We start from the raw sequence: 17,245 nt of genomic DNA, 5'->3' as shown, positions 1-17,245 counted from the left end.
GTGAACAGCCCCGGCGCGCCTGCGCCGGCCCTGGCAGCGCGACCCTTGGCAGCGCCCCCTGGCAGCGCGACGCCGCCGCGGCCGTGGTTCCGCGGCGTCGAGGTCCGGCCCGCGCGGGACCGTTCCGCCCGGGGATCCGGGAACGCTTGTTGCATCGCCCTTTTTTCACCTTCCGCGGCTCCGGTCCCCTCCGTGGCGAGGCGGGGCCGAGCCGTGGCAGACTGCGCTCCCCACCGGAGATCCTCATGCCCAAGCATATCCGTTCCGTCGCCGTCTTCTGCGGCGCCCGCGCCGGCACCGACCCCGCCCATCTCGCGGCCGCGCAGGCGCTGGGGGCTGGCATCGCCGCGGCCGGCCTGGCGCTGGTCTATGGCGGCGGCGGCGTCGGGCTGATGGGCACGGTGGCGGAGGCCGCGATCGCCGCCGGCGGCCGCGTGCAGGGCGTGATCCCGGAATTCCTGACGCGGGTGGAGCGCCCCTCCCCGGTCGTCGCGGAGCTCGAGGTCACGACCAGCATGCACACCCGCAAGACCCGGATGTTCGAGCTGGCCGATGCCTTCGTCACCCTCTCGGGCGGCCTCGGCACGCTGGACGAGACGGTGGAGATCATCACCTGGCGGCAGCTCGGCCTGCACGACAAGCCGATCATCATCCTCGACGTGCAGGGCTGGGCGCAGCCCTTCCTGGCGATGATCGAGGCGCTGATCGCCCAGGGCTTCGTGCCGGAGAGCAACCGGCGGCTCTATGCCGTGGCGGCGGACGTGCCGGCCGCACTCGCGCTGCTGCGCGACGCGCCGCCGCCCGAAACGGCCGCTCCCGCAGAAAGGCTCTGACCCCCCGCTTGCCCTGTTCCGCGGCGGGGGTTATATGCGCGCTCCCGCACGGCCCCGGCCGCTGCGGGACGGCGCACTGACCTGACGGAGCGTAGCTCAGCCTGGTAGAGCACTGTGTTCGGGACGCAGGGGCCGGAGGTTCGAATCCTCTCGCTCCGACCAAGTCCGGTGACGCCGCAAGCCCCGCCAGCCCCGCTGGCGGGGCTTTTGCGTTGCGGGCGGCGCCCTCCGCCGCTTGCGGCAGCGGGCTGCGGCCACCGGACTGCCTTGGCTGGCGGAGGGACCGGTTCCGACCTCCGCGCCTCACGGCGCTGCAGTCATCGGCTTGCCTGGCTGTCGGCGGGCCGGTTCATGTGTGACGGCCCCTGTCGGGCAAGCGTGTTGAGGCAGGCGGTCTGCGGCGCTGCCCGACGCTCCTCGTGTTCGCGCTGGCGGGATCAGGCCAGGGCGGCGGCGCGCCGCCCGGTGGGGCTGCAGGGCGCGGCGCGGGTCAGCACGTCCCAGGCGAAGCGGGCGAGCCTGTTGGCCAGCGCCACCATCGCCACGCGCCAGCAACCGCAGCGCCGTGCGCCGAGGCGGCCGGGGCCACGCGCGGCGCGTTCACCAGCATGGTCCGCCGCCCGACCAGCGTCTCCCGCATCCGCGAATGTCTGGCGGACCGATCCAGACCTTCGGGCCCTTCGGTCATCAGGCCGCCTTGCAGGCCCGGCGGGCGGGTTCGGATCCTCCGGCCCGAGGCCCGGCTCAGGCCGGGGCCGCGGGCCTGCCGTCGCTCTCCGCCGCCTCGGCGCCGCCCGGCTGCGCCGTCACGCGGCCGATCGCCCATTGGATGGTGTCCAGCTTCGCCTCGGCGGTCAGCACGATCTGGCTGGTTCGCCGTGGCTCCCCGCCGCCGAGATAGACGCTCTCCTCCAGCGCGACCGTGGCGCCCTTGGCTCGCAGCCGCCAGAACTGGTTGGAGGGCAGGCGCAGCAGCACCGCCTGCTCGTCGATCTGCGGCGTGGCGACCACGGCGGGATGCAGGTGGAAGCGGACGAGGAAGGAGGGCACCGGCGCGCCGGCCTCGGCCATCTCGATCATGTCCTCGCCGCGCAGGTCGTCGCCCGTCTCGGCGAGGTAGAGGCGGCGCCGGTGCAGCGCGCCGAAGGGCTTGCGCCAGCCATCGTGGCTCGCCTCCAGCCATTGCGCGCCGTTGCTCTCGTGCCGGTCGGCCTCCACCCGCTCCGGCCGGCGGCCGAGGCCCTCGTCCTTCAGCTCGCTGCTGTTGGTATCGGCCAGCACCAGCGTCGAATGCGCGGCGGTCGCGCGCAGCGCGTCGCGCCACTCGGCCTCGGCCGCCGGCGCGGCGCCGCAATTGACGATGACCCGGTCGCGCCCGACCGACATCTCGAAGGAGAGCGTGCCGGCATGCGCGAAGCGGTCGGCGCCGCGCGGCAGGCCGCTGCCGCTGTCGCGCGTGCGCTGTGGCGGCGGCGCGCCGGCCTCGGCGATGACCAGGGTGCGGCCCGCCTGCAGGCGGTGGAAGCCGGTATCCTCCAGCAGCAGGGGCGCGCGGCCGCGCGCCTGGCCCTGGGTGAGGACGAGGTCCAGCAGCCCCGCCCCGTCCTCCCGCGTGCCGTTGAACTGGGCGAGGCCGCCATCGCCGTGGCGGAACAGCCGCAATGCCTGGCCGGCGCGCTCCAGCACCGTCGCCAGCACCGGCGGCGGGTTGATGCCGGCGCCGTGCAGCAGGTTGCGGATCTCGATCAGGTCCTGCAGCGCGAGCAGGAGTTGCTGCGGCGAGCGCTCGACATGTCCGCCATCGGGATGGAACTGCCGCTCGAGCTCGCCGGGGAGGAAGCGGATGGCCCGGTTCATCCAGGCCTCCTCCTCCAGCGCCACGGCGGCGGCCATGGCGCCCTTCAGCGTCACCAGCGCGCCGCGGTGCATGGCCTCGCCGGGCAGGCTGCCGATCACGCCGCGGCTGTCCTGCGCCAGGCGCACCAGCAGCTTGCGGCGGAATCCGTCCTCGGCGGTCGCCGCCAGGAAGTCCCAGTGGCCGAGCCAGGCGGAGATGCGCGCGGCGGCGACCTCGGGCGCCTGCGCCAGATTCTCGGCGGCGCCACGGGCCAGCCAGTCCTCCGTCAGGTCGCGGGCGCGCATCCGGGCGGTGTCGGTGCCGAGCGCACGGAGGTCGCGCAGCCAGGCGAAGCCATGCGCCGCGGCGCGCCAGGTGACGGGGCCGGCGCCCGCCTCCCAGCCCTCGCCGGTCGCCTCCAGCCGGCGGGTGCTGCCCTGCACCTCGAACTCGCCGCGCAGCAGCCGGGCGCCGCGGCCGGCATCGCCGGGCCAGAGGTCGCGGAAGCTGCGCGCCGGGGCGTCCGGCACCTTCACCGGCTTCAGGCCGGCGATGAAGCGCCGGGTGCCGCGAATCAGGTCACGCATGCCGCCAGACTGTCTCCCGCATCAGGCGGCGCCCCGGATCGCGGCGATGGCCGCGGCATAGTCGGGCTTGCCGAAGACCGCCGTGCCGGCGACGAGCACATCCGCCCCGGCCTCGATGCAGCGCGGCGCGGTCTCCGCCGTGACGCCGCCATCGACCTGCAGCGCGATCTCCTGCCCGCCCTGGGCGACATGGGCGTCGATCATCTGCCGCAGGATGGCGATCTTGCCGAGCTGGCTGGCGATGAAGGACTGGCCGCCGAAGCCGGGATTGACCGACATCACCAGGATCAGGTCGCAGAGGTCGAGGACGTTCTCCACCGCGGAGACGGGCGTCGCCGGGTTCAGCACCACGCCCGATTTCCTGCCGAGGCCACGGATGGTCTGCAGCGAGCGGTGCAGGTGCGCACCCGCTTCCGGATGCAGGCTGATCAGGTCGGCGCCGGCCTCGGCGAAGGCCTGCAGGTAGGGATCGGCCGGCGCGATCATCAGGTGGACGTCGAAGGGAATGGCCGCGTGCTTGCGCAGCGCCTTCACCAGCCCCGGGCCGAAGCTGATGTTCGGCACGAAATGCCCGTCCATGATGTCGAGATGCAGCCAGTCGGCGCCGGCGGCGGCGACGGCGCGCACCTCCTCACCCAGCCGGGCGAAGTCGGCGGCGAGGAGCGACGGGGCGACTCGGATCGGGCGTGTCGGCATCGGCTTCGGTTCTAGCGGTGGCTGCGGAGGGCGGGCAAGGCAGCCTGACCGGCCCTTCGGGCCGCGCCAATGCCGAAGTCGCGAGAGGTGGGCCGGCGGCAGCCGCGCCCGGCGCCGCGCCTGGCATGCCGTAGTGCGGCGGGAGCCGGCCCGGTCGGCGCGGCGCGGACGATCCCGCCCCGCCCCGGGCAGCGGGCGCTGTCCTGTCAGAACCAGTCCGGCCGCGCCGCCCGGATCCGCTCCAGCTCCGCGAAGGTGTGGGAGAGGTGGTCGCGCAGGCCGCGCTCCGCCGCCTCGGCGTCGCGGCCGATGATCGCCTCGGCCACCGCCTCGTGCTCGCGCAGGATCCGCTCCGCCTTGCCCGGCGCGGGCAGGTGGATCCGCCGCAGCCGGTCGAGATGGCCGCTGCGGCTGCGGATCAGCTCGCGCAGCGCCGGCACGCCGGCGGCAGCGTGCAGCAGGCTGTGGAAGGCCTCGTCCGCCGCGGCCACGCCCTCCTGGTCGCCCTGCGCGTGCAGTTCCCGCATCCGGGCGATCTCGGCGCGCAGCGACGCGGCCAGCGCGGGCGTCGGCACCGCGGCGAGGCGGCGGACGATCTCCACCTCCACGGAGAGGCGGAGGAAGCTCGCCTCCCGCGCGCTGGCCAGGTCGATGCGGGCGACGCGCGTCGCGGAATGCGGCACGACCTCGATCAGCCCTTCCTCCTGCAGGCGGATCAGCGCCTCCCGCACCGGGGTCTGGCTGACGCCGAGGCGGGCGGCGAGATCGGCGCGGGAGAGGACGGTGCCAGGCGGCAGGGCGAGGGTGATGACCGCCTGCCGGAGCTGCGCATAGGCGATCTCGGCCGCCGAGCGGCGCGGGCCGAGCGGCGTCAGGCCAGCGGAACTGAGGTCCGGGGTCGGGGCGGCGCCGGGAGCGGTCATGAAGAGCGGGAGCCTATCAGGCATCGGCGGGCCAGCCAATATCTTGGCGCGCGCCTATGATCTGATATATGGGATGCCAGACCATGATGGCCACTTCCATGGCCGCAGGAGGAAACCCCGGAATGCACCGCCCGACGCGCCGTCTCGTCCTTGCCGCCACGCTCGGCCTCGCGGCCCTGCCGGCGCGGGCCGAGGCGCCCTGGCCGAACCAGCCGATCCGCCTGATCGTCCCCTTCTCCGCCGGCGTCTCCGACACCATCGCGCGGCTGGTCGGGACGGAGATGTCGAAGTCGCTCGGCCAGCCCATCGTGGTGGAGAACAAGGCCGGCGCCGGCGGCAATATCGGCAGCGATGCCTGCGCCCGCGCGACGCCGGACGGCACCACCTTCTGCCTCGGCACCATCAGCAGCCACGCCATCAACCCGGCCATCACGCCGAGGATGCCCTATGACGTGGCCCGCGACTTCGCGCCCATCACCCAGCTCGCCTCGCAGCCCAATGCCATCGCCGTCGCCAACGACCTGCCCGCCAAGAGTATCCCGGAGCTGGTGGCCTTCCTGAAGAGGAAGCCGGGCGAGCTTGCCTTCGGCACTTCGGGCGTCGGCACCTCCGTCCACCTCGCCGGCGCGCTCTTCATGCAGATGACCGGCACGCGGATCGAGCACGTGCCCTATCGCGGCAGCGGCCAGGTGACGACGGCGCTGATGACGGGCGAGCTGCCGATGGCCTTCGACAACCTCTCCTCCGTCCTGCCCTTCGCGCGGGAGGGCAAGTTCCGCATCCTCGGCGTCACCTCGCTACAGCGCAGCCCGGCGGCGCCGGAGATCCCGACGGTTGCCGAGAGCGTGCCGGGCTTCGAGAGCCTGTCCTGGCACGGCTTCTTCGCGCCCGCCAAGGTGCCGCCCGCCATCATCGCCCGCCTGCACGACGAGGCGGTGGCGGCGCTGCAGAACCCGGCCGTGGCGCAGCGTTTCCGGGAGTTGGGCATCACGCCCGTCGGCAATACGCCGGAAGAGTTCCGGGCCTTCGTTGCCGGCGAGACCGCCCGCTGGGGCGAGGTCGCTCGCCGTGCCAATATCAGCCTCGATTGATCGTCCAGGGGATCGTCCGATGACCCATCAGCCCCGCCGCAAGCAGCCGGCGGACCTCCGCTCCGCCCGCTGGTTCGGCCCCGCCGACCTGCGCAGCTTCGGCCACCGCAGCCGCGCCATGCAGATGGGCTATTCGCCCGAGGAATGGCAGGGCAAGCCGATCATCGCCATCGTCAACACCTGGTCCGACATCAACCCCTGCCACACCCATCTGCGGCAGCGGGCGGAGGACGTGAAGCGCGGCATCCTGATGGCGGGCGGCCTGCCGATCGAGCTGCCGGCCATCTCGGTCTCCGAGAGCTACGTCAAGCCGACGACGATGATGTACCGCAACATGCTGGCGATGGAGACGGAGGAGCTGCTGCGCAGCCATCCCATCGATGGCGCGGTGCTGATGGGCGGCTGCGACAAGACCACGCCTGGCCTGCTGCTCGGCGCGACCAGCATGAATATCCCCGCCGTCTTCGTCCCCGCCGGGCCGATGCTGCGCGGCAATTGGGGCGGCAAGACGCTCGGCTCGGGCTCGGATTCCTGGAAGTACTGGGACGAGCTGCGCGCCGGCAAGATCACCGAGCAGGACTGGCTCGGCGTCGAGGCCGGCATCGCCCGCAGCCACGGCACCTGCATGACCATGGGCACGGCCAGCACCATGACGGCGATCGCCGAGGCCGTCGGCATGGTGCTGCCCGGCGGATCCTCCATCCCCGCGGCCGATGCGAACCATATCCGGCTGTGCTCCGAGAGCGGCCGACGGGTCGTCGAGATGGTCTGGGAGGACCTGACACCGCAGCGCATCCAGACGCGCGAGGCCTTCGAGAATGCCATCGCCGTCGCCATGGCCATGGGCTGCTCGACCAATGCCATCATCCACCTGATCGCCATGGCGCGCCGCGCCGGGCAGGAGATCGGGCTGGATGACTTCGAGCGCTACAGCCGCAAGGTCCCGGTCATCGGCAATGTCCGCCCCTCCGGCGACAAGTACCTGATGGAGGATTTCTTCTATGCCGGCGGCATCCGGGCGCTGATGGGCAACATCACGCAGCACCTGCACCTCGACTGCGTCACCTGCACCGGCAAGACGGTGGGCGAGAACATCGAGGGCGCGCGGGTCTGGAACGACGACGTCATCCGCACGGTGGACAACCCGATCTACGGCGAAGGCTCGCTGGCGGTGCTGAAGGGCAACCTGGCGCCCGACGGCTGCGTCATCAAGCCGGCGGCGATGGACCAGAAGTTCCTCAAGCATTCCGGCCCGGCCTTCGTCTTCGACGACTATCCCAGCATGAAGAAGGCGGTGGAGGACGAGAACTATCCCTTCACCCCCGACAGCGTGCTGGTGCTGCGCAATGCCGGCCCGCAGGGCGGCCCGGGCATGCCGGAATGGGGCATGCTGCCCATGCCGAAGAAGCTGCTGAAGATGGGCCTGCGCGACATGCTGCGGCTGTCGGATGCGCGCATGTCCGGCACCTCCTACGGCGCCTGCGTGCTGCATGTGGCGCCGGAGAGCTATATCGGCGGGCCGCTGGCGCTGCTGCGGACCGGCGACATCGTCAGCATCGACGTCGATGCCCGCAGCATCCGCATGGAGGTCTCCGACGAGGAGCTGGCACGCCGCCGCGCCGCCTGGACCCCGCCGCCGGCGCGCTACGAGCGCGGCTATGGCTGGATGTTCAGCAAGCACATCCAGCAGGCCAACGAGGGCTGCGACTTCGACTTCCTGCGCACCGATTTCGGCGCGCCCGTCTCCGAACCTGTGATCTACTGAGGCCCCTCATGCCGCTCAGCAACGAGACCCGCGAGACGCTCAGGCGGGTCAGCACCGCGACGCTCGCCACCGCGCTCTACAAACGCGGCTTCCGCACGCAGATGATCCAGGGCGTGCTGCCGCTGCACCAGCCGACCGAGAGCATGGTCGGCGAGGCCGTGACGGTCCGCTACATCCCGGCGCGGGAGGATCTCAATACCCTCGAGGTCTTCCGCAACCCGGAGCACCCGCAGCGCAAGGCGATCGAGGAATGCCCGGCCGGCGCGGTGCTGGTCTTCGACAGCCGCAAGGACGCCCGCGCCGCCTCCGCCGGCGCCATCCTGGTCGGGCGGCTGAAGGCGCGCGGCGCAGCCGGCGTGGTGACCGATGGCGGCTTCCGGGATTCGGCGGAGATCGCCGCCCTCGGCATCCCCGCCTTCCACCAGCGCCCCTCGGCGCCGACCAACCTGACGCTCAACCAGGCGATCGGCATCAACGAGCCGATCGCCTGCGGCGATGCGCCGGTCTTCCCGGGCGACGTTCTGGTCGGCGACTGCGACGGCGTCATCGTCATCCCCGCGCACCTGGCCGATGAAATCGCGTCCGAGGCCCGGGAGATGACGGCCTACGAGGATTTCGTGGCCGAGAAGGTGGCGGAGGGGCGCAGCATCCGCGGCCTCTACCCCGCGACCGACCCGAAGAACCTCGACGAGTTCGCGGCCTGGCGGAAGACGAAGAACCGCTGAAGCGGACCGACCGGAGGAAACGCCCATGAACCGTCGCATCCTGCTCGGCGCCGCGCTGCTCGCGGCGCCCGCCCTCCGCGCCCGCGCGCAGGAGGACTGGCCGAGCCGCCCCGTCACCATCCTGGTGCCCTTCGCCGCCGGCTCCTCCTCCGACATCGTCGCGCGCGCCATCGCGCAGAGCCTGCAGCAGACATCCGGCCGGCCCTTCGTCGTGGAGAACCGCCCCGGCGCGACCGGCGAGGTCGGGGCGCGGCAGGTCATCCGGTCACCGGCCGACGGCGCCACGCTGCTGCATGCGCCGATCAGCACCTGGGCGATCAATGTCGCGCTGCGGCCGAACCTCGGCTACGACCCGCGGACGCAGCTTGCCCGCATCACCCAGACCGTGCGCACGCCGAATGTCCTGGTGGTGCATCCGCAGCTTGTGCCGGCGACCGACCTCAAGGGCTTCGTCGCCTGGCTGAAGGCGCAACGGGGCAAGGCCTCCTACTCCAGCAGCGGCGTCGGATCCTCGGACCATCTGACGGCCGAGATGTTCAAGCTGGCGACCGGCACCGACATCACCCATGTGCCCTATACCGGCGGCGCCCCGGCGACGACCAGCCTGATCGCCGGCGACACGCAGATGTCCTTCCAGAACCTCGGCTCCATCATTGCGCAGATCCAGGACGGGCGGGTGCGGCCGATCCTGATCACCTCGGAGGCGCGCAATCCGCTGCTGCCGGAGGTGCCGACCGCGGCGGAGGCGGGGCTCGCCGACTTCGTCGTCTATTCCTGGCAGGGCTTCGGCGGCCCGGCCGGCCTGCCGGAGCCGTTGCTGCGCCGCATCCATGCCGCGGTCGCGGGCGCGCTGCGGGAGCCACAGGTCGCGGCGCGCATGGCGGAGATCGGCTTCGAGGTGGTGGCGAACAGCCCCGAGGAATTCGCCGCCTTCCAGCAGGCCGAGATCGCCCGCTGGTCGCGCGTGGTGAAGGACGGCAACATCACCCCGGATTAGATGTCTGGGCGGGCCGACGCCGATCGCCCGCCTAGCTGAACACCACCGTCTTCGAGCCGTTCAGGATCACCCGGCTCTCCAGCACCCAGCGCAGCGCGCGGGACAGCACCCGCCGCTCGATGTCCCGCCCATTGCGCACCAGGTCGTCGGGGCTGTCGCGGTGCGTCACGCGCTCCACGTCCTGCTCGATGATCGGGCCCTCGTCCAGGTCGGCGGTCACGAAATGCGCCGTGGCGCCGATCAGCTTCACGCCGCGGGCATGCGCCTGGTGGTAGGGCCGCGCGCCCTTGAAGCCCGGCAGGAAGGAGTGGTGGATATTGATGCAGCGCCCGGCGAGCTTCGCCGCCAGCCCGTCCGAGAGCACCTGCATGTAGCGGGCGAGGACGACGATCTCCGTCCCGGTCTCCTGCACCAGGGACCAGATCGCCGCCTCCTGCTCCATCTTGGTCGTCTTCGTGACCGGCAGGTGGTGGAAGGGCACGCCCTCGAAGTCATGGTGCGCGAAGGTCTCGCGCGGATGGTTGGAGACGATGGCGGCCGGCGCCATCGGCAACTCGCCGATGCGCCAGCGATAGAGGATGTCGGCCAGGCAATGGTCGAATTTGCTGACCAGCAGCATCACCCGCGGCCGCTCCGCGAGGTTGCGCAACTGCCAGGCCATCCCGAAGCGCTCGGCGATCAGCAGCAGGCCGGCGCGGAGCGTCGCCTCCTCCGGCGCGCCCGCGGGGTGGTCGAAGACGATGCGGGCGAAGAAGCGCGTCGTCTCCGGGTCGTCGTATTGCTGCGCCTCGGCGATGTTCGCGCCTGCCTCGAAGAGGAAGGTGGAGACGGCGGAGACGATGCCCGGCCGGTTGGGGCAGGACAGCGTCAGGACATGCTGCGTCGCGGGCATCGCCGGGCGGGCCCGCTCAGCCTTCGGTCGCCGGGGGATCCCGGAAATAGGGCTCGACCGCGCCCTGCAGCTTCATGGTCATGGGCTTGCCGCGGCGGTCCAGCGTCTTGCCGACCGAGACGCGCACCCAGCCCTCGGAGACGCAGTATTCCTCGACATTGGTCTTCTCGACACCCTTGAACCGGATGCCGACGCCGCGCTCCAGCAATTCCTGGTTGAAGAAGGGGCTGCCGGGATCGGTCGAGAGGCGGTCGGGCGGGGTATCGGTCATGGTCTCAACTCATGCGGGCTGGGCGGATTGCGCCCGGTGGTAGCCAGCCGCCGCCCGATTGTCATCCCCCGGCCACCAACGCCGACCCTCCCGGCGCGTTGTCCCCCCGAACCGGACCGGGACAGCCCCGGCCCGCCCGAGGAGATGCCGCATGGCCGAGACGCCGAAGACCGACCCGCTCACCCCCACCCGCATCGTCGATGCCGAGATCCTGCGCGGCCAGGGCGGCGAGACCCATCAGGTGGCCGGCGGCGGCGTGCATGTGCTGACGACGCAACAGGGCGTGCCGGTCGCCGACGACCAGAACACGCTGCGGGTCGGCCCGCGCGGCCCCTCGCTGCTCGAGGATTTCCACTTCCGCGAGAAGATCTTCCATTTCGACCATGAGCGCATCCCGGAGCGCGTGGTGCATGCCCGCGGCTTCGGCGCGCATGGCTTTTTCGAGACGACGGAGAGCCTCTCCGACATCACCCAGGCCGACCTCTTCCAGCGCAAGGGGGAGAAGACGCCGGTCTTCGTCCGCTTCTCGACGGTCGCGGGCAACAAAGGCTCACCCGACCTCGCGCGCGACGTGCGCGGCTTCGCGGTGAAGTTCTACACAAAGGAGGGCAACTGGGACCTGGTCGGGAACAACATCCCGGTCTTCTTCATCCAGGACGCCATCAAGTTCCCAGACATGGTCCATGCCGCGAAGCAGGAGCCAGATCGCGGCTTCCCGCAGGCGCAGACGGCGCATGACAATTTCTGGGACTTCGTCTCGCTGACGCCGGAATCCACGCACATGCTGCTGTGGATCATGTCGGACCGGACGATCCCCCGCTCCTTCCGCTTCATGGAGGGCTTCGGCGTCCACACCTTCCGGCTGGTTAATGCCGAGGGCAAGGCGAGCTTCGTCAAGTTCCACTGGAAGCCGAAGCTCGGCCTGCAATCGATAGTGTGGAACGAGGCGCTGAAGATCAACGGCGCCGATCCGGACTTCCACCGCCGCGACCTCTGGGATTCCATCCAGGCCGGCGACTTCCCGGAATGGGAGCTCGGCCTGCAGCTCTTCGACGAGGATTTCGCCGACCGCTTCGACTTCGACGTGCTGGACGCGACGAAGATCATCCCGGAGGAGCTGGTGCCGGTGCGCCGCGTCGGGCGCCTCGTCCTCGACCGCACCGTCGACAACTTCTTCGCCGAGACCGAGCAGGTCGCCTTCTGCACGCAGAACGTGGTGCCGGGCATCGACTTCACCAACGACCCGCTGCTGCAGGGGCGGAACTTCTCCTACCTCGACACCCAGCTCAAGCGCCTCGGCAGCCCCAACTTCACGCATATCCCGATCAATGCGCCGAAATCGCCGGTCGCGCATTTCCAGCAGGATGGCCACATGGCCATGCGCAACCCGGGCGGCCGCGCCAATTACGAGCCCAATTCCTGGGGCCCGACGCATGGCGGCCCGCGCGAATCGCGCGAACGCGGCTATCGCAGCTATCCTGCCGTGGAGCAGGGCGAGAAGCGCCGCATCCGCCCCGAGCTCTTCGCCGACCACTACAGCCAGGCACGGCAATTCTACCTCAGCCAGACGCCGGTCGAGCAGACCCACATCAAGAACGCCTTCGTCTTCGAGCTGAGCAAGGTCGAGACGCCGGCCATCCGGGCCCGCGTCGTCTCGCATCTGCTCAATGTCGATGACGGGCTGGCGCGCATGGTGGCGGAAGGGCTTGGGCTGGCGCCGCTGCCGGAGCCCGCGCCGGCGGCGCGGCCCGTCCTCGGCAACCTGCCGCCCTCGCCCGCCCTCAGCATCCTGAAGAACGGGCCGAAGGATATGAAAGGCCGCAAGATCGGCGTGCTGGTGACCGACGGCACGGATGCGAACCTGCTCCGTGCGCTCGGCACCGCGGCGCAGGCGGAGGGCGTGATGGTCGAACTGGTCGCGCCGAAGGTCGGCGGCGTGACCCTGAGCAACGGCGACACCATCGCGGCCAAGCAGAAGGTCAATGGCGGCCCCTCCGTGCTCTACGACGCCGTCGCGGTGCTGCCCTCGGCCGAGGGTGCGGCACTGCTGGCGCGGGAGGCGACGGCAAAGGACTTCGTCAGCGACGCCTTTGCCCATGCCAAGTTCATCGCCTTCTCCGAGGCGGCCCGTCCGCTCTTCGAGAAGGCGGGCGTGACGGAGACGGATGGCGGCATGGTCGCGCTGAAGGGCGCGGAGGACGTCACCGCCTTCCTCGCGGCCTGCCGCGGCGTGCGCCACTGGGCGCGCGAGGCGAAGGTCCAGGCCGTCTGACCCAGGGTTTGTCCCCTGGCGCATCCTCCCCGGCCGCGCGAGACTGCGCCGGGGAGGGTTCCGCATGCAGGACAATGCATTGAACGCCGCCGCCTGGCTGCGCTGCCTCATCGGCATCGTCCGGCGGGAGGGGTTGCGCTTCGTCCACCAGCGCGGCCGCTTCTTCTCGGCGCTGGTGCGGCCGCTGGTCTGGCTGGCGATCTTCGCCGCCGGCTTCCGCTTCGTCCTCGGCGTCTCGATCAGCCCGCCCTACGAGACCTATGTGCTCTACGAGGTCTACATCGTCCCCGGACTCGCCGGCATGGTGCTGCTCTTCCAGGGCATGCAGAGCAGCCTTTCCATGGTCTATGACCGGGAGGTCGGCAGCATGCGCGTGCTGCTGACGAGCCCCCTGCCCCGCTGGTGGCTGCTCTTCTGCAAGCTGCTGGCGGCGGTGCTGGTCGGCATCGCGCAGGTCTATGTCTTCCTCGCCGTCGCCCGGATCTGGGAGGTGGAGCCGCCCCTGCTCGGCTACGTCACCGTGCTGCCGGCGCTGGTGCTGGCGGGGATGATGCTCGGCGCGCTCGGGCTGCTGCTGTCCTCCTGGATCAAGCAGCTCGAGAATTTCGCAGGCGTGATGAATTTCGTGATCTTCCCGATGTTCTTCGCCTCCTCCGCCCTCTACCCGCTCTGGCGCGTGCAGGAGGCCAGCCTGCCGCTCTGGTATGTCTGCCAGGCCAATCCCTTCACCCATGCGGTGGAGCTGATCCGCTTCGCGCTCTACGGCAAGTTCGATCCGGTCTCCTTCAGCGCCGTCCTGGTCGCACTGCTGGTCTTCGGCGGGGCGGCGGTGCTGGGCTACGACCCGCAGCGCGGCATGCTGGCGCGGCGGGCGGCCGCCTGAGACCTCGGACGAAAGATCATGGCGCCGGTTGCAGCGATCGGCGCTAGGATGCGGCGGCGGCAATCCCGCCGCGGATCGGAGGAAACCTGGATGTCCTGGAAGAAGCCCCGCATCACCGAGATCTGCCTCGGCCTCGAGATCAACGCCTACGCCTCCGCGACCGTCTGAGGCCAGAGGCAGGGTTGCCGGGCTCCCATCGCGGCAGGGCTGCAACGGGAACCCGGCGTGGCGGCTGCGCGCCACGCAACACGCCATAGCGGCCAGCGTCCATGCGGGCCGCTATGGGGCCGCAGGCGGCGGCCGCCGGACCGGATCGCCGAAGGGGTTCGGGACACTGCCCGGAACCCGCCAGGGGCCTGGATCCGCTCCGCCCTAGCCCGGCCGCCGCACCGCGCCGTCCTTCGTCACCCAGGCCTCGACCGAGGCGCCGAAGCGCGCCGCCAGGGCCTCCGCCCGCGCCGGCCCGACCACGAAGCCGGCGGTCGAGAGCCCATCCGCCAGTGCCGCGCGCGGCGCCCGCACCGCCAGCAGCGCCAGGTCGCGCGGCGAATGGCCGGTCCGCGGATCGAGGATGTGGTGCTCCGACCGGTCGGCGGTGAAGGCGCATTCGTCGTCGCCCGAGACGGCGAGGCATCCTTCCAGCGTGACCGGCGACCCGACCAGGCCCGTGCCCCGGCGCGGGTCGCGGATGCCGACCTGCCAGGGCGCGCTGTCGCCGCGGCGGCCGAGCGCCGCGAACTCCCCCGCATCCACCAGCGCATCCGCGATGCCGGCCGCGCGCAGCACCGCCGCCACCCGGTCGGCGGCATGGCCCTGGGCGATGCCGTTCAGCGTCAGCCCCATGCCGGCACGCCGGAAGCGCAGGCCATCCGCATCCGCCTCGACCGCCGCGAAATCCACCAGGGCACGCGCCTCGGCCAGCGCGGCCTCGGAGGGCCGCGCGCCCCGGGCGCTCGCTTCCGCCCAGAGCCGCCAGAGCGGCTGGATGGTCGGGTCGAAGGCGCCCGCCGTCGCCGCCCAGAGCGCCCGCGCCTCTGCCAGCACCGCCAGCAGCACCGGGTCGGGGCGGCGCAGCATGCCCTCCCTGTTCAGGCGGGAGAGCTGGCTGTCCGGGTCGAAGAGGCTCAGCACCGCCTGCACGCTCCGCAACTCCGCCACCGCCGCGTCCAGCGCCGCCTGCAGCACCCGCGCCTCGGCATGCAGCGCGCGGATTGAGAAGGTCGTGCCGAAGGCGAGGCCGAGGCGACGCGCCTCCACCAATCCCCGCTCCGCCCGCGCCGGCCAGGCCAGCAGCCCCACGGCGAGGCCGAGCGACCGCCGCCTCACGCTCCCCGCCCCCGCGCCGCGCGCCGGTCGGCCAGCACCAGCGGCACGCATTGCCGCCGGTCGTTGTGGATCACCACGCAGTCCATGCACTGGAAGCAGGCGTCGTAGTCGATGCCGCCGTCGCGCCGGATGGCGCCGTAGTCGCAGCGCACGCGGCAGAGCTGGCAGGGGCTGCCGCAGGCCTCTCGCCGCGCCAGCCAGTCCGGCACCCGCAGCCTCCCGCCGAGGACCAGCGCGGCGCCGAGCGGGCAGAGCCAGCGGCAGAAGGCCTTGTGCAGGACGAGGTTCGCCACGACCAGGCCGCCGGCATAGAGCACGAAGGGCCAGGACCGGTCGAAGCCGAGGGTGATGGCGGTCTTGAAGGGCTCCAGCTCCGCCGCCGCCTCGGCCCAGGGCGCGGGCAGCAGCGCGCTGCCCAGCACCAGGGCGAGTGCCAGGTATTTCACCCGGCGCAGCCGCGCATCCCAGCGCGGCGGCACCCGGACCTGCCGCAGCCGCAGCGGCGCCGCGGCCTGCCGCGCCAGTTCCTGCAGCGCGCCGAAGGGGCAGAGCCAGCCGCAGAAGGTGCCGCGGCCCCAGGCCACCAGCGTCGCCAGGGTGACGCCCCAGAGCAGCAAGGAGGCCGGGTCGTAGAGCAGGAAGCTGAGGTCGCCGGTGCCCGCCGCCGCGCGCACCAGGCCGGCCAGGGTCACGACGGAAAGCTGCGCCTGCGCCTGCCAGCCGATGACGCCGAGGGTGAAGAGCAGGAACCCCGCGCGGAACAGCGCGAAGCCGCGCGGGCTCGCGGTCAGCCATCGCTGCCGGGCCAGCGCCACCAGCAGCAGCGCCAGCGCCGCGGCCAGCAGGCCGAGCTCCGCCGCGCGCTCCGCGGCCAGCGCCCGCCAGCCGCCGGCCGCATCCGGCGCCTCCCGCAGGAAGAGGCCGGGCTGCGGCTCGTAGGCTGCCGCCAGCACCTGGCTCACCCGCTCCGGGAAGATCTGCCCGCGCTCGCGCGTCACCTTCAACTCCAGCGCCCAGGGCTGCGAGGGGTCGAGCCCGGCCTGGGCGCCGATGCGCAGGATGGTGGCGCGGCCCTCGGGCGCGCCCGGCGGCAGCGCGATCCGCTCCAGGCCGATGTCGCGCAGCCCGATCGGGAGGCCATCCTGGATCAGCGCGACGCGGTCCGGCACCGCGCCGCGGACGAAATCCTCGCCCAGCGCATCCCAGCGGCCGGAGGAGAGCAGCAGGATGGCATGGTGCCCGCCCTCGAGGTCGCGCTGCAGCGCGCGCCACCCCGCCTCGCCCAGCAGGTTGCGGCCCGTCACCGGCGTGTTCAGGTAGGCGATGTGGATCTCCGCGAAGGCCGCCTCGGGCGCCGCCAGCGCCGCCGCGTCCATCCCGGCCACGCTGGTGCCGGCGAAGCCGCGCTCGACCTCCGCATTGCTCGGCGCGACGCGCCGCACCAGGCCGCGGCGCAGCAGTTCCGGCCAGGGCAGCGGCTCGAAGGCATCCTCGCGCGGCGTGACGCGCAGGCCCGGGTCCCGCCCCGCCGCGAAGCCCAGCTTCGCGCGCGCCACCGCCAGCGCGGCGGCCAGCACGCTCTCATTGATGATGCGGACGGAGGCGGTCGCCTTGGCGACGCCGTCGATCGTGGCGGCGGCCGAGCCGCCGCGCGAGGCGCCGGTCGTGGCGCTGCCGACCTTCACCGATTGCCGCAGGCCGAGCCCGGCATATTGCGCGACGAAGCGGTGCAGCGGCTCCTCGCCCAGCCCCTCCAGGAAGACCGGCTCGTGATGCGAGAGGACGCGGACATCGAGATAGCTGCCATCCGGCCCGAGCGCGACCAGCAGGTTGGGCGGCACGCCGGAGAAGCCCGGGATCGGCGCCAGATCGGCGGATTCGAAGGCATAGGCGACCAGCTCCGGGCTGGTCATCGCCGTCCTGAAGATCGGCCAGACCGGCGGCGAGGCCTCCTTCTCCCCTACCACCAGCGGCGCGGGGAAGAGCCGCTCCATCGCCGCCCGGTCCAGGGTGCCGGCGCGGGGAGCATGGGGCAGGAGGAGGACGAGCAGGATCAGGCCGCGGGCCAGCAGTCTCGGCACGATCGTCGCGTTCCCCCCGCGCGCCCCATGCATCGGTCCTGTGCATGGGCCCTCTGCATGGGCCCC

15 protein-coding genes and 1 tRNA gene are annotated in these 17,245 nt (G+C 72.0%); 9 read left to right on the top strand and 7 right to left on the bottom strand.

The features are described 5' to 3' along the window. Positions 1–245 precede the first annotated feature (245 nt). The gene (locus Q7A36_RS15455; RefSeq protein WP_305104614.1) at positions 246–833 is read left to right on the top strand and encodes an LOG family protein; all 588 of its coding nucleotides are present in this window, start codon (positions 246–248) and stop codon (positions 831–833) included. A gap of 85 nt (positions 834–918) precedes the next feature. Next, positions 919–995: transfer RNA gene (locus tag Q7A36_RS15450), tRNA-Pro, on the top strand. Between the two features lie 582 nt (positions 996–1,577). On the opposite strand, the gene Q7A36_RS15445 is transcribed toward Q7A36_RS15450, so the two are convergent. The 3 genes from Q7A36_RS15445 to Q7A36_RS15435 form a co-directional block, all read right to left on the bottom strand. Next, the gene (locus Q7A36_RS15445; protein ID WP_305104613.1) at positions 1,578–3,257 is read right to left on the bottom strand and encodes a heparinase II/III family protein; all 1,680 of its coding nucleotides are present in this window, start codon (positions 3,255–3,257) and stop codon (positions 1,578–1,580) included. Positions 3,258–3,278: 21 nt separating this feature from the next. Then, entirely contained in the window at positions 3,279–3,953 is a 675-nt protein-coding gene (gene rpe / locus Q7A36_RS15440) for a ribulose-phosphate 3-epimerase (RefSeq protein ID WP_305104612.1), read from the bottom strand. A gap of 206 nt (positions 3,954–4,159) precedes the next feature. Continuing rightward, positions 4,160–4,900 carry a GntR family transcriptional regulator gene (locus Q7A36_RS15435; RefSeq protein WP_305104611.1) on the bottom strand — a complete coding sequence of 247 codons (741 nt, stop codon included), beginning with the start codon at positions 4,898–4,900 and terminating at the stop codon, positions 4,160–4,162. Between the two features lie 98 nt (positions 4,901–4,998). Between Q7A36_RS15435 and Q7A36_RS15430 the strand changes: the two genes are divergently transcribed. The 4 genes from Q7A36_RS15430 to Q7A36_RS15415 are packed head-to-tail and all read left to right on the top strand — an operon-like array spanning position 4,999 to position 9,454. Then, complete coding sequence (locus Q7A36_RS15430) at positions 4,999–5,967, top strand: Bug family tripartite tricarboxylate transporter substrate binding protein (protein ID WP_305104610.1); 969 nt, start codon at positions 4,999–5,001, stop codon at positions 5,965–5,967. Positions 5,968–5,986: 19 nt separating this feature from the next. Next, entirely contained in the window at positions 5,987–7,732 is a 1,746-nt protein-coding gene (gene araD, locus Q7A36_RS15425) for an L-arabinonate dehydratase (RefSeq protein WP_305104609.1), read from the top strand. An 8-nt stretch (positions 7,733–7,740) separates the two neighbouring features. Then, positions 7,741–8,457: a ribonuclease activity regulator RraA gene (locus Q7A36_RS15420; RefSeq protein WP_305104608.1), complete on the top strand. Its 717-nt coding sequence runs from the start codon at positions 7,741–7,743 to the stop codon at positions 8,455–8,457. Between the two features lie 25 nt (positions 8,458–8,482). Next, positions 8,483–9,454, top strand: coding sequence for a Bug family tripartite tricarboxylate transporter substrate binding protein (locus Q7A36_RS15415; protein WP_305104607.1), 972 nt, complete (start codon positions 8,483–8,485; stop codon positions 9,452–9,454). A 31-nt stretch (positions 9,455–9,485) separates the two neighbouring features. Here Q7A36_RS15415 and purU read toward each other — a convergent pair whose 3' ends face one another. Continuing rightward, complete coding sequence (gene purU, locus Q7A36_RS15410; RefSeq protein ID WP_305104606.1) at positions 9,486–10,346, bottom strand: formyltetrahydrofolate deformylase; 861 nt, start codon at positions 10,344–10,346, stop codon at positions 9,486–9,488. Positions 10,347–10,362: 16 nt separating this feature from the next. Then, a complete protein-coding gene (locus tag Q7A36_RS15405) occupies positions 10,363–10,617 on the bottom strand; it encodes a DUF3297 family protein (RefSeq protein WP_305104605.1) in 255 nt (84 codons plus the stop codon). A 151-nt stretch (positions 10,618–10,768) separates the two neighbouring features. On the opposite strand from Q7A36_RS15405, the gene katE reads away from it, so the two are divergent. The 3 genes from katE to pqqA all read left to right on the top strand — a co-directional run bounded on the left by katE (position 10,769) and on the right by pqqA (position 13,940). Next, positions 10,769–12,889: a catalase gene (katE, locus tag Q7A36_RS15400; RefSeq protein ID WP_305104604.1), complete on the top strand. Its 2,121-nt coding sequence runs from the start codon at positions 10,769–10,771 to the stop codon at positions 12,887–12,889. Positions 12,890–12,953: 64 nt separating this feature from the next. Next, positions 12,954–13,772, top strand: a complete 819-nt coding sequence (locus Q7A36_RS15395; RefSeq protein WP_305104603.1) for an ABC transporter permease — start codon at positions 12,954–12,956, stop codon at positions 13,770–13,772. A gap of 18 nt (positions 13,773–13,790) precedes the next feature. Next, a complete protein-coding gene (gene pqqA / locus Q7A36_RS15390) occupies positions 13,791–13,940 on the top strand; it encodes a pyrroloquinoline quinone precursor peptide PqqA (RefSeq protein WP_305104602.1) in 150 nt (49 codons plus the stop codon). Between the two features lie 204 nt (positions 13,941–14,144). Here the strand turns inward: pqqA and Q7A36_RS15385 are convergent, their stop codons facing one another. Then, positions 14,145–15,098, bottom strand: coding sequence for an FAD:protein FMN transferase (locus Q7A36_RS15385; RefSeq protein WP_305104601.1), 954 nt, complete (start codon positions 15,096–15,098; stop codon positions 14,145–14,147). Next, positions 15,095–17,179 carry a 4Fe-4S binding protein gene (locus tag Q7A36_RS15380; RefSeq protein WP_305104600.1) on the bottom strand — a complete coding sequence of 695 codons (2,085 nt, stop codon included), beginning with the start codon at positions 17,177–17,179 and terminating at the stop codon, positions 15,095–15,097. Before Q7A36_RS15380 ends, Q7A36_RS15385 begins: the two co-directional genes overlap by 4 nt. Positions 17,180–17,245 lie beyond the last annotated feature (66 nt).

The organism is Paracraurococcus lichenis (assembly GCF_030657435.1).
In the GTDB taxonomy this organism is placed as follows: Bacteria; Pseudomonadota; Alphaproteobacteria; order Acetobacterales; family Acetobacteraceae; genus Paracraurococcus; species Paracraurococcus lichenis.
The sequence above is the reverse complement of the archived record's forward strand: the minus strand, read 5'-3'. Positions and strand labels throughout refer to the sequence as shown.

Excerpts from the sequence above, each read along its gene's own strand:
- Q7A36_RS15455 (WP_305104614.1), top strand. The coding sequence starts at position 246 with ATGCCCAAGCATATCCGTTCCGTCGCCGTCTTCTGCGGCGCCCGCGCC.
- Q7A36_RS15445 (WP_305104613.1), bottom strand. The coding sequence starts at position 3,257 with ATGCGTGACCTGATTCGCGGCACCCGGCGCTTCATCGCCGGCCTGAAG.
- rpe (WP_305104612.1), bottom strand. The coding sequence starts at position 3,953 with ATGCCGACACGCCCGATCCGAGTCGCCCCGTCGCTCCTCGCCGCCGAC.
- Q7A36_RS15435 (WP_305104611.1), bottom strand. The coding sequence starts at position 4,900 with ATGCCTGATAGGCTCCCGCTCTTCATGACCGCTCCCGGCGCCGCCCCG.
- Q7A36_RS15430 (WP_305104610.1), top strand. The coding sequence starts at position 4,999 with ATGCACCGCCCGACGCGCCGTCTCGTCCTTGCCGCCACGCTCGGCCTC.
- araD (WP_305104609.1), top strand. The coding sequence starts at position 5,987 with ATGACCCATCAGCCCCGCCGCAAGCAGCCGGCGGACCTCCGCTCCGCC.
- Q7A36_RS15420 (WP_305104608.1), top strand. The coding sequence starts at position 7,741 with ATGCCGCTCAGCAACGAGACCCGCGAGACGCTCAGGCGGGTCAGCACC.
- Q7A36_RS15415 (WP_305104607.1), top strand. The coding sequence starts at position 8,483 with ATGAACCGTCGCATCCTGCTCGGCGCCGCGCTGCTCGCGGCGCCCGCC.
- purU (WP_305104606.1), bottom strand. The coding sequence starts at position 10,346 with ATGCCCGCGACGCAGCATGTCCTGACGCTGTCCTGCCCCAACCGGCCG.
- Q7A36_RS15405 (WP_305104605.1), bottom strand. The coding sequence starts at position 10,617 with ATGACCGATACCCCGCCCGACCGCCTCTCGACCGATCCCGGCAGCCCC.
- katE (WP_305104604.1), top strand. The coding sequence starts at position 10,769 with ATGGCCGAGACGCCGAAGACCGACCCGCTCACCCCCACCCGCATCGTC.
- Q7A36_RS15395 (WP_305104603.1), top strand. The coding sequence starts at position 12,954 with ATGCAGGACAATGCATTGAACGCCGCCGCCTGGCTGCGCTGCCTCATC.
- pqqA (WP_305104602.1), top strand. The coding sequence starts at position 13,791 with ATGGCGCCGGTTGCAGCGATCGGCGCTAGGATGCGGCGGCGGCAATCC.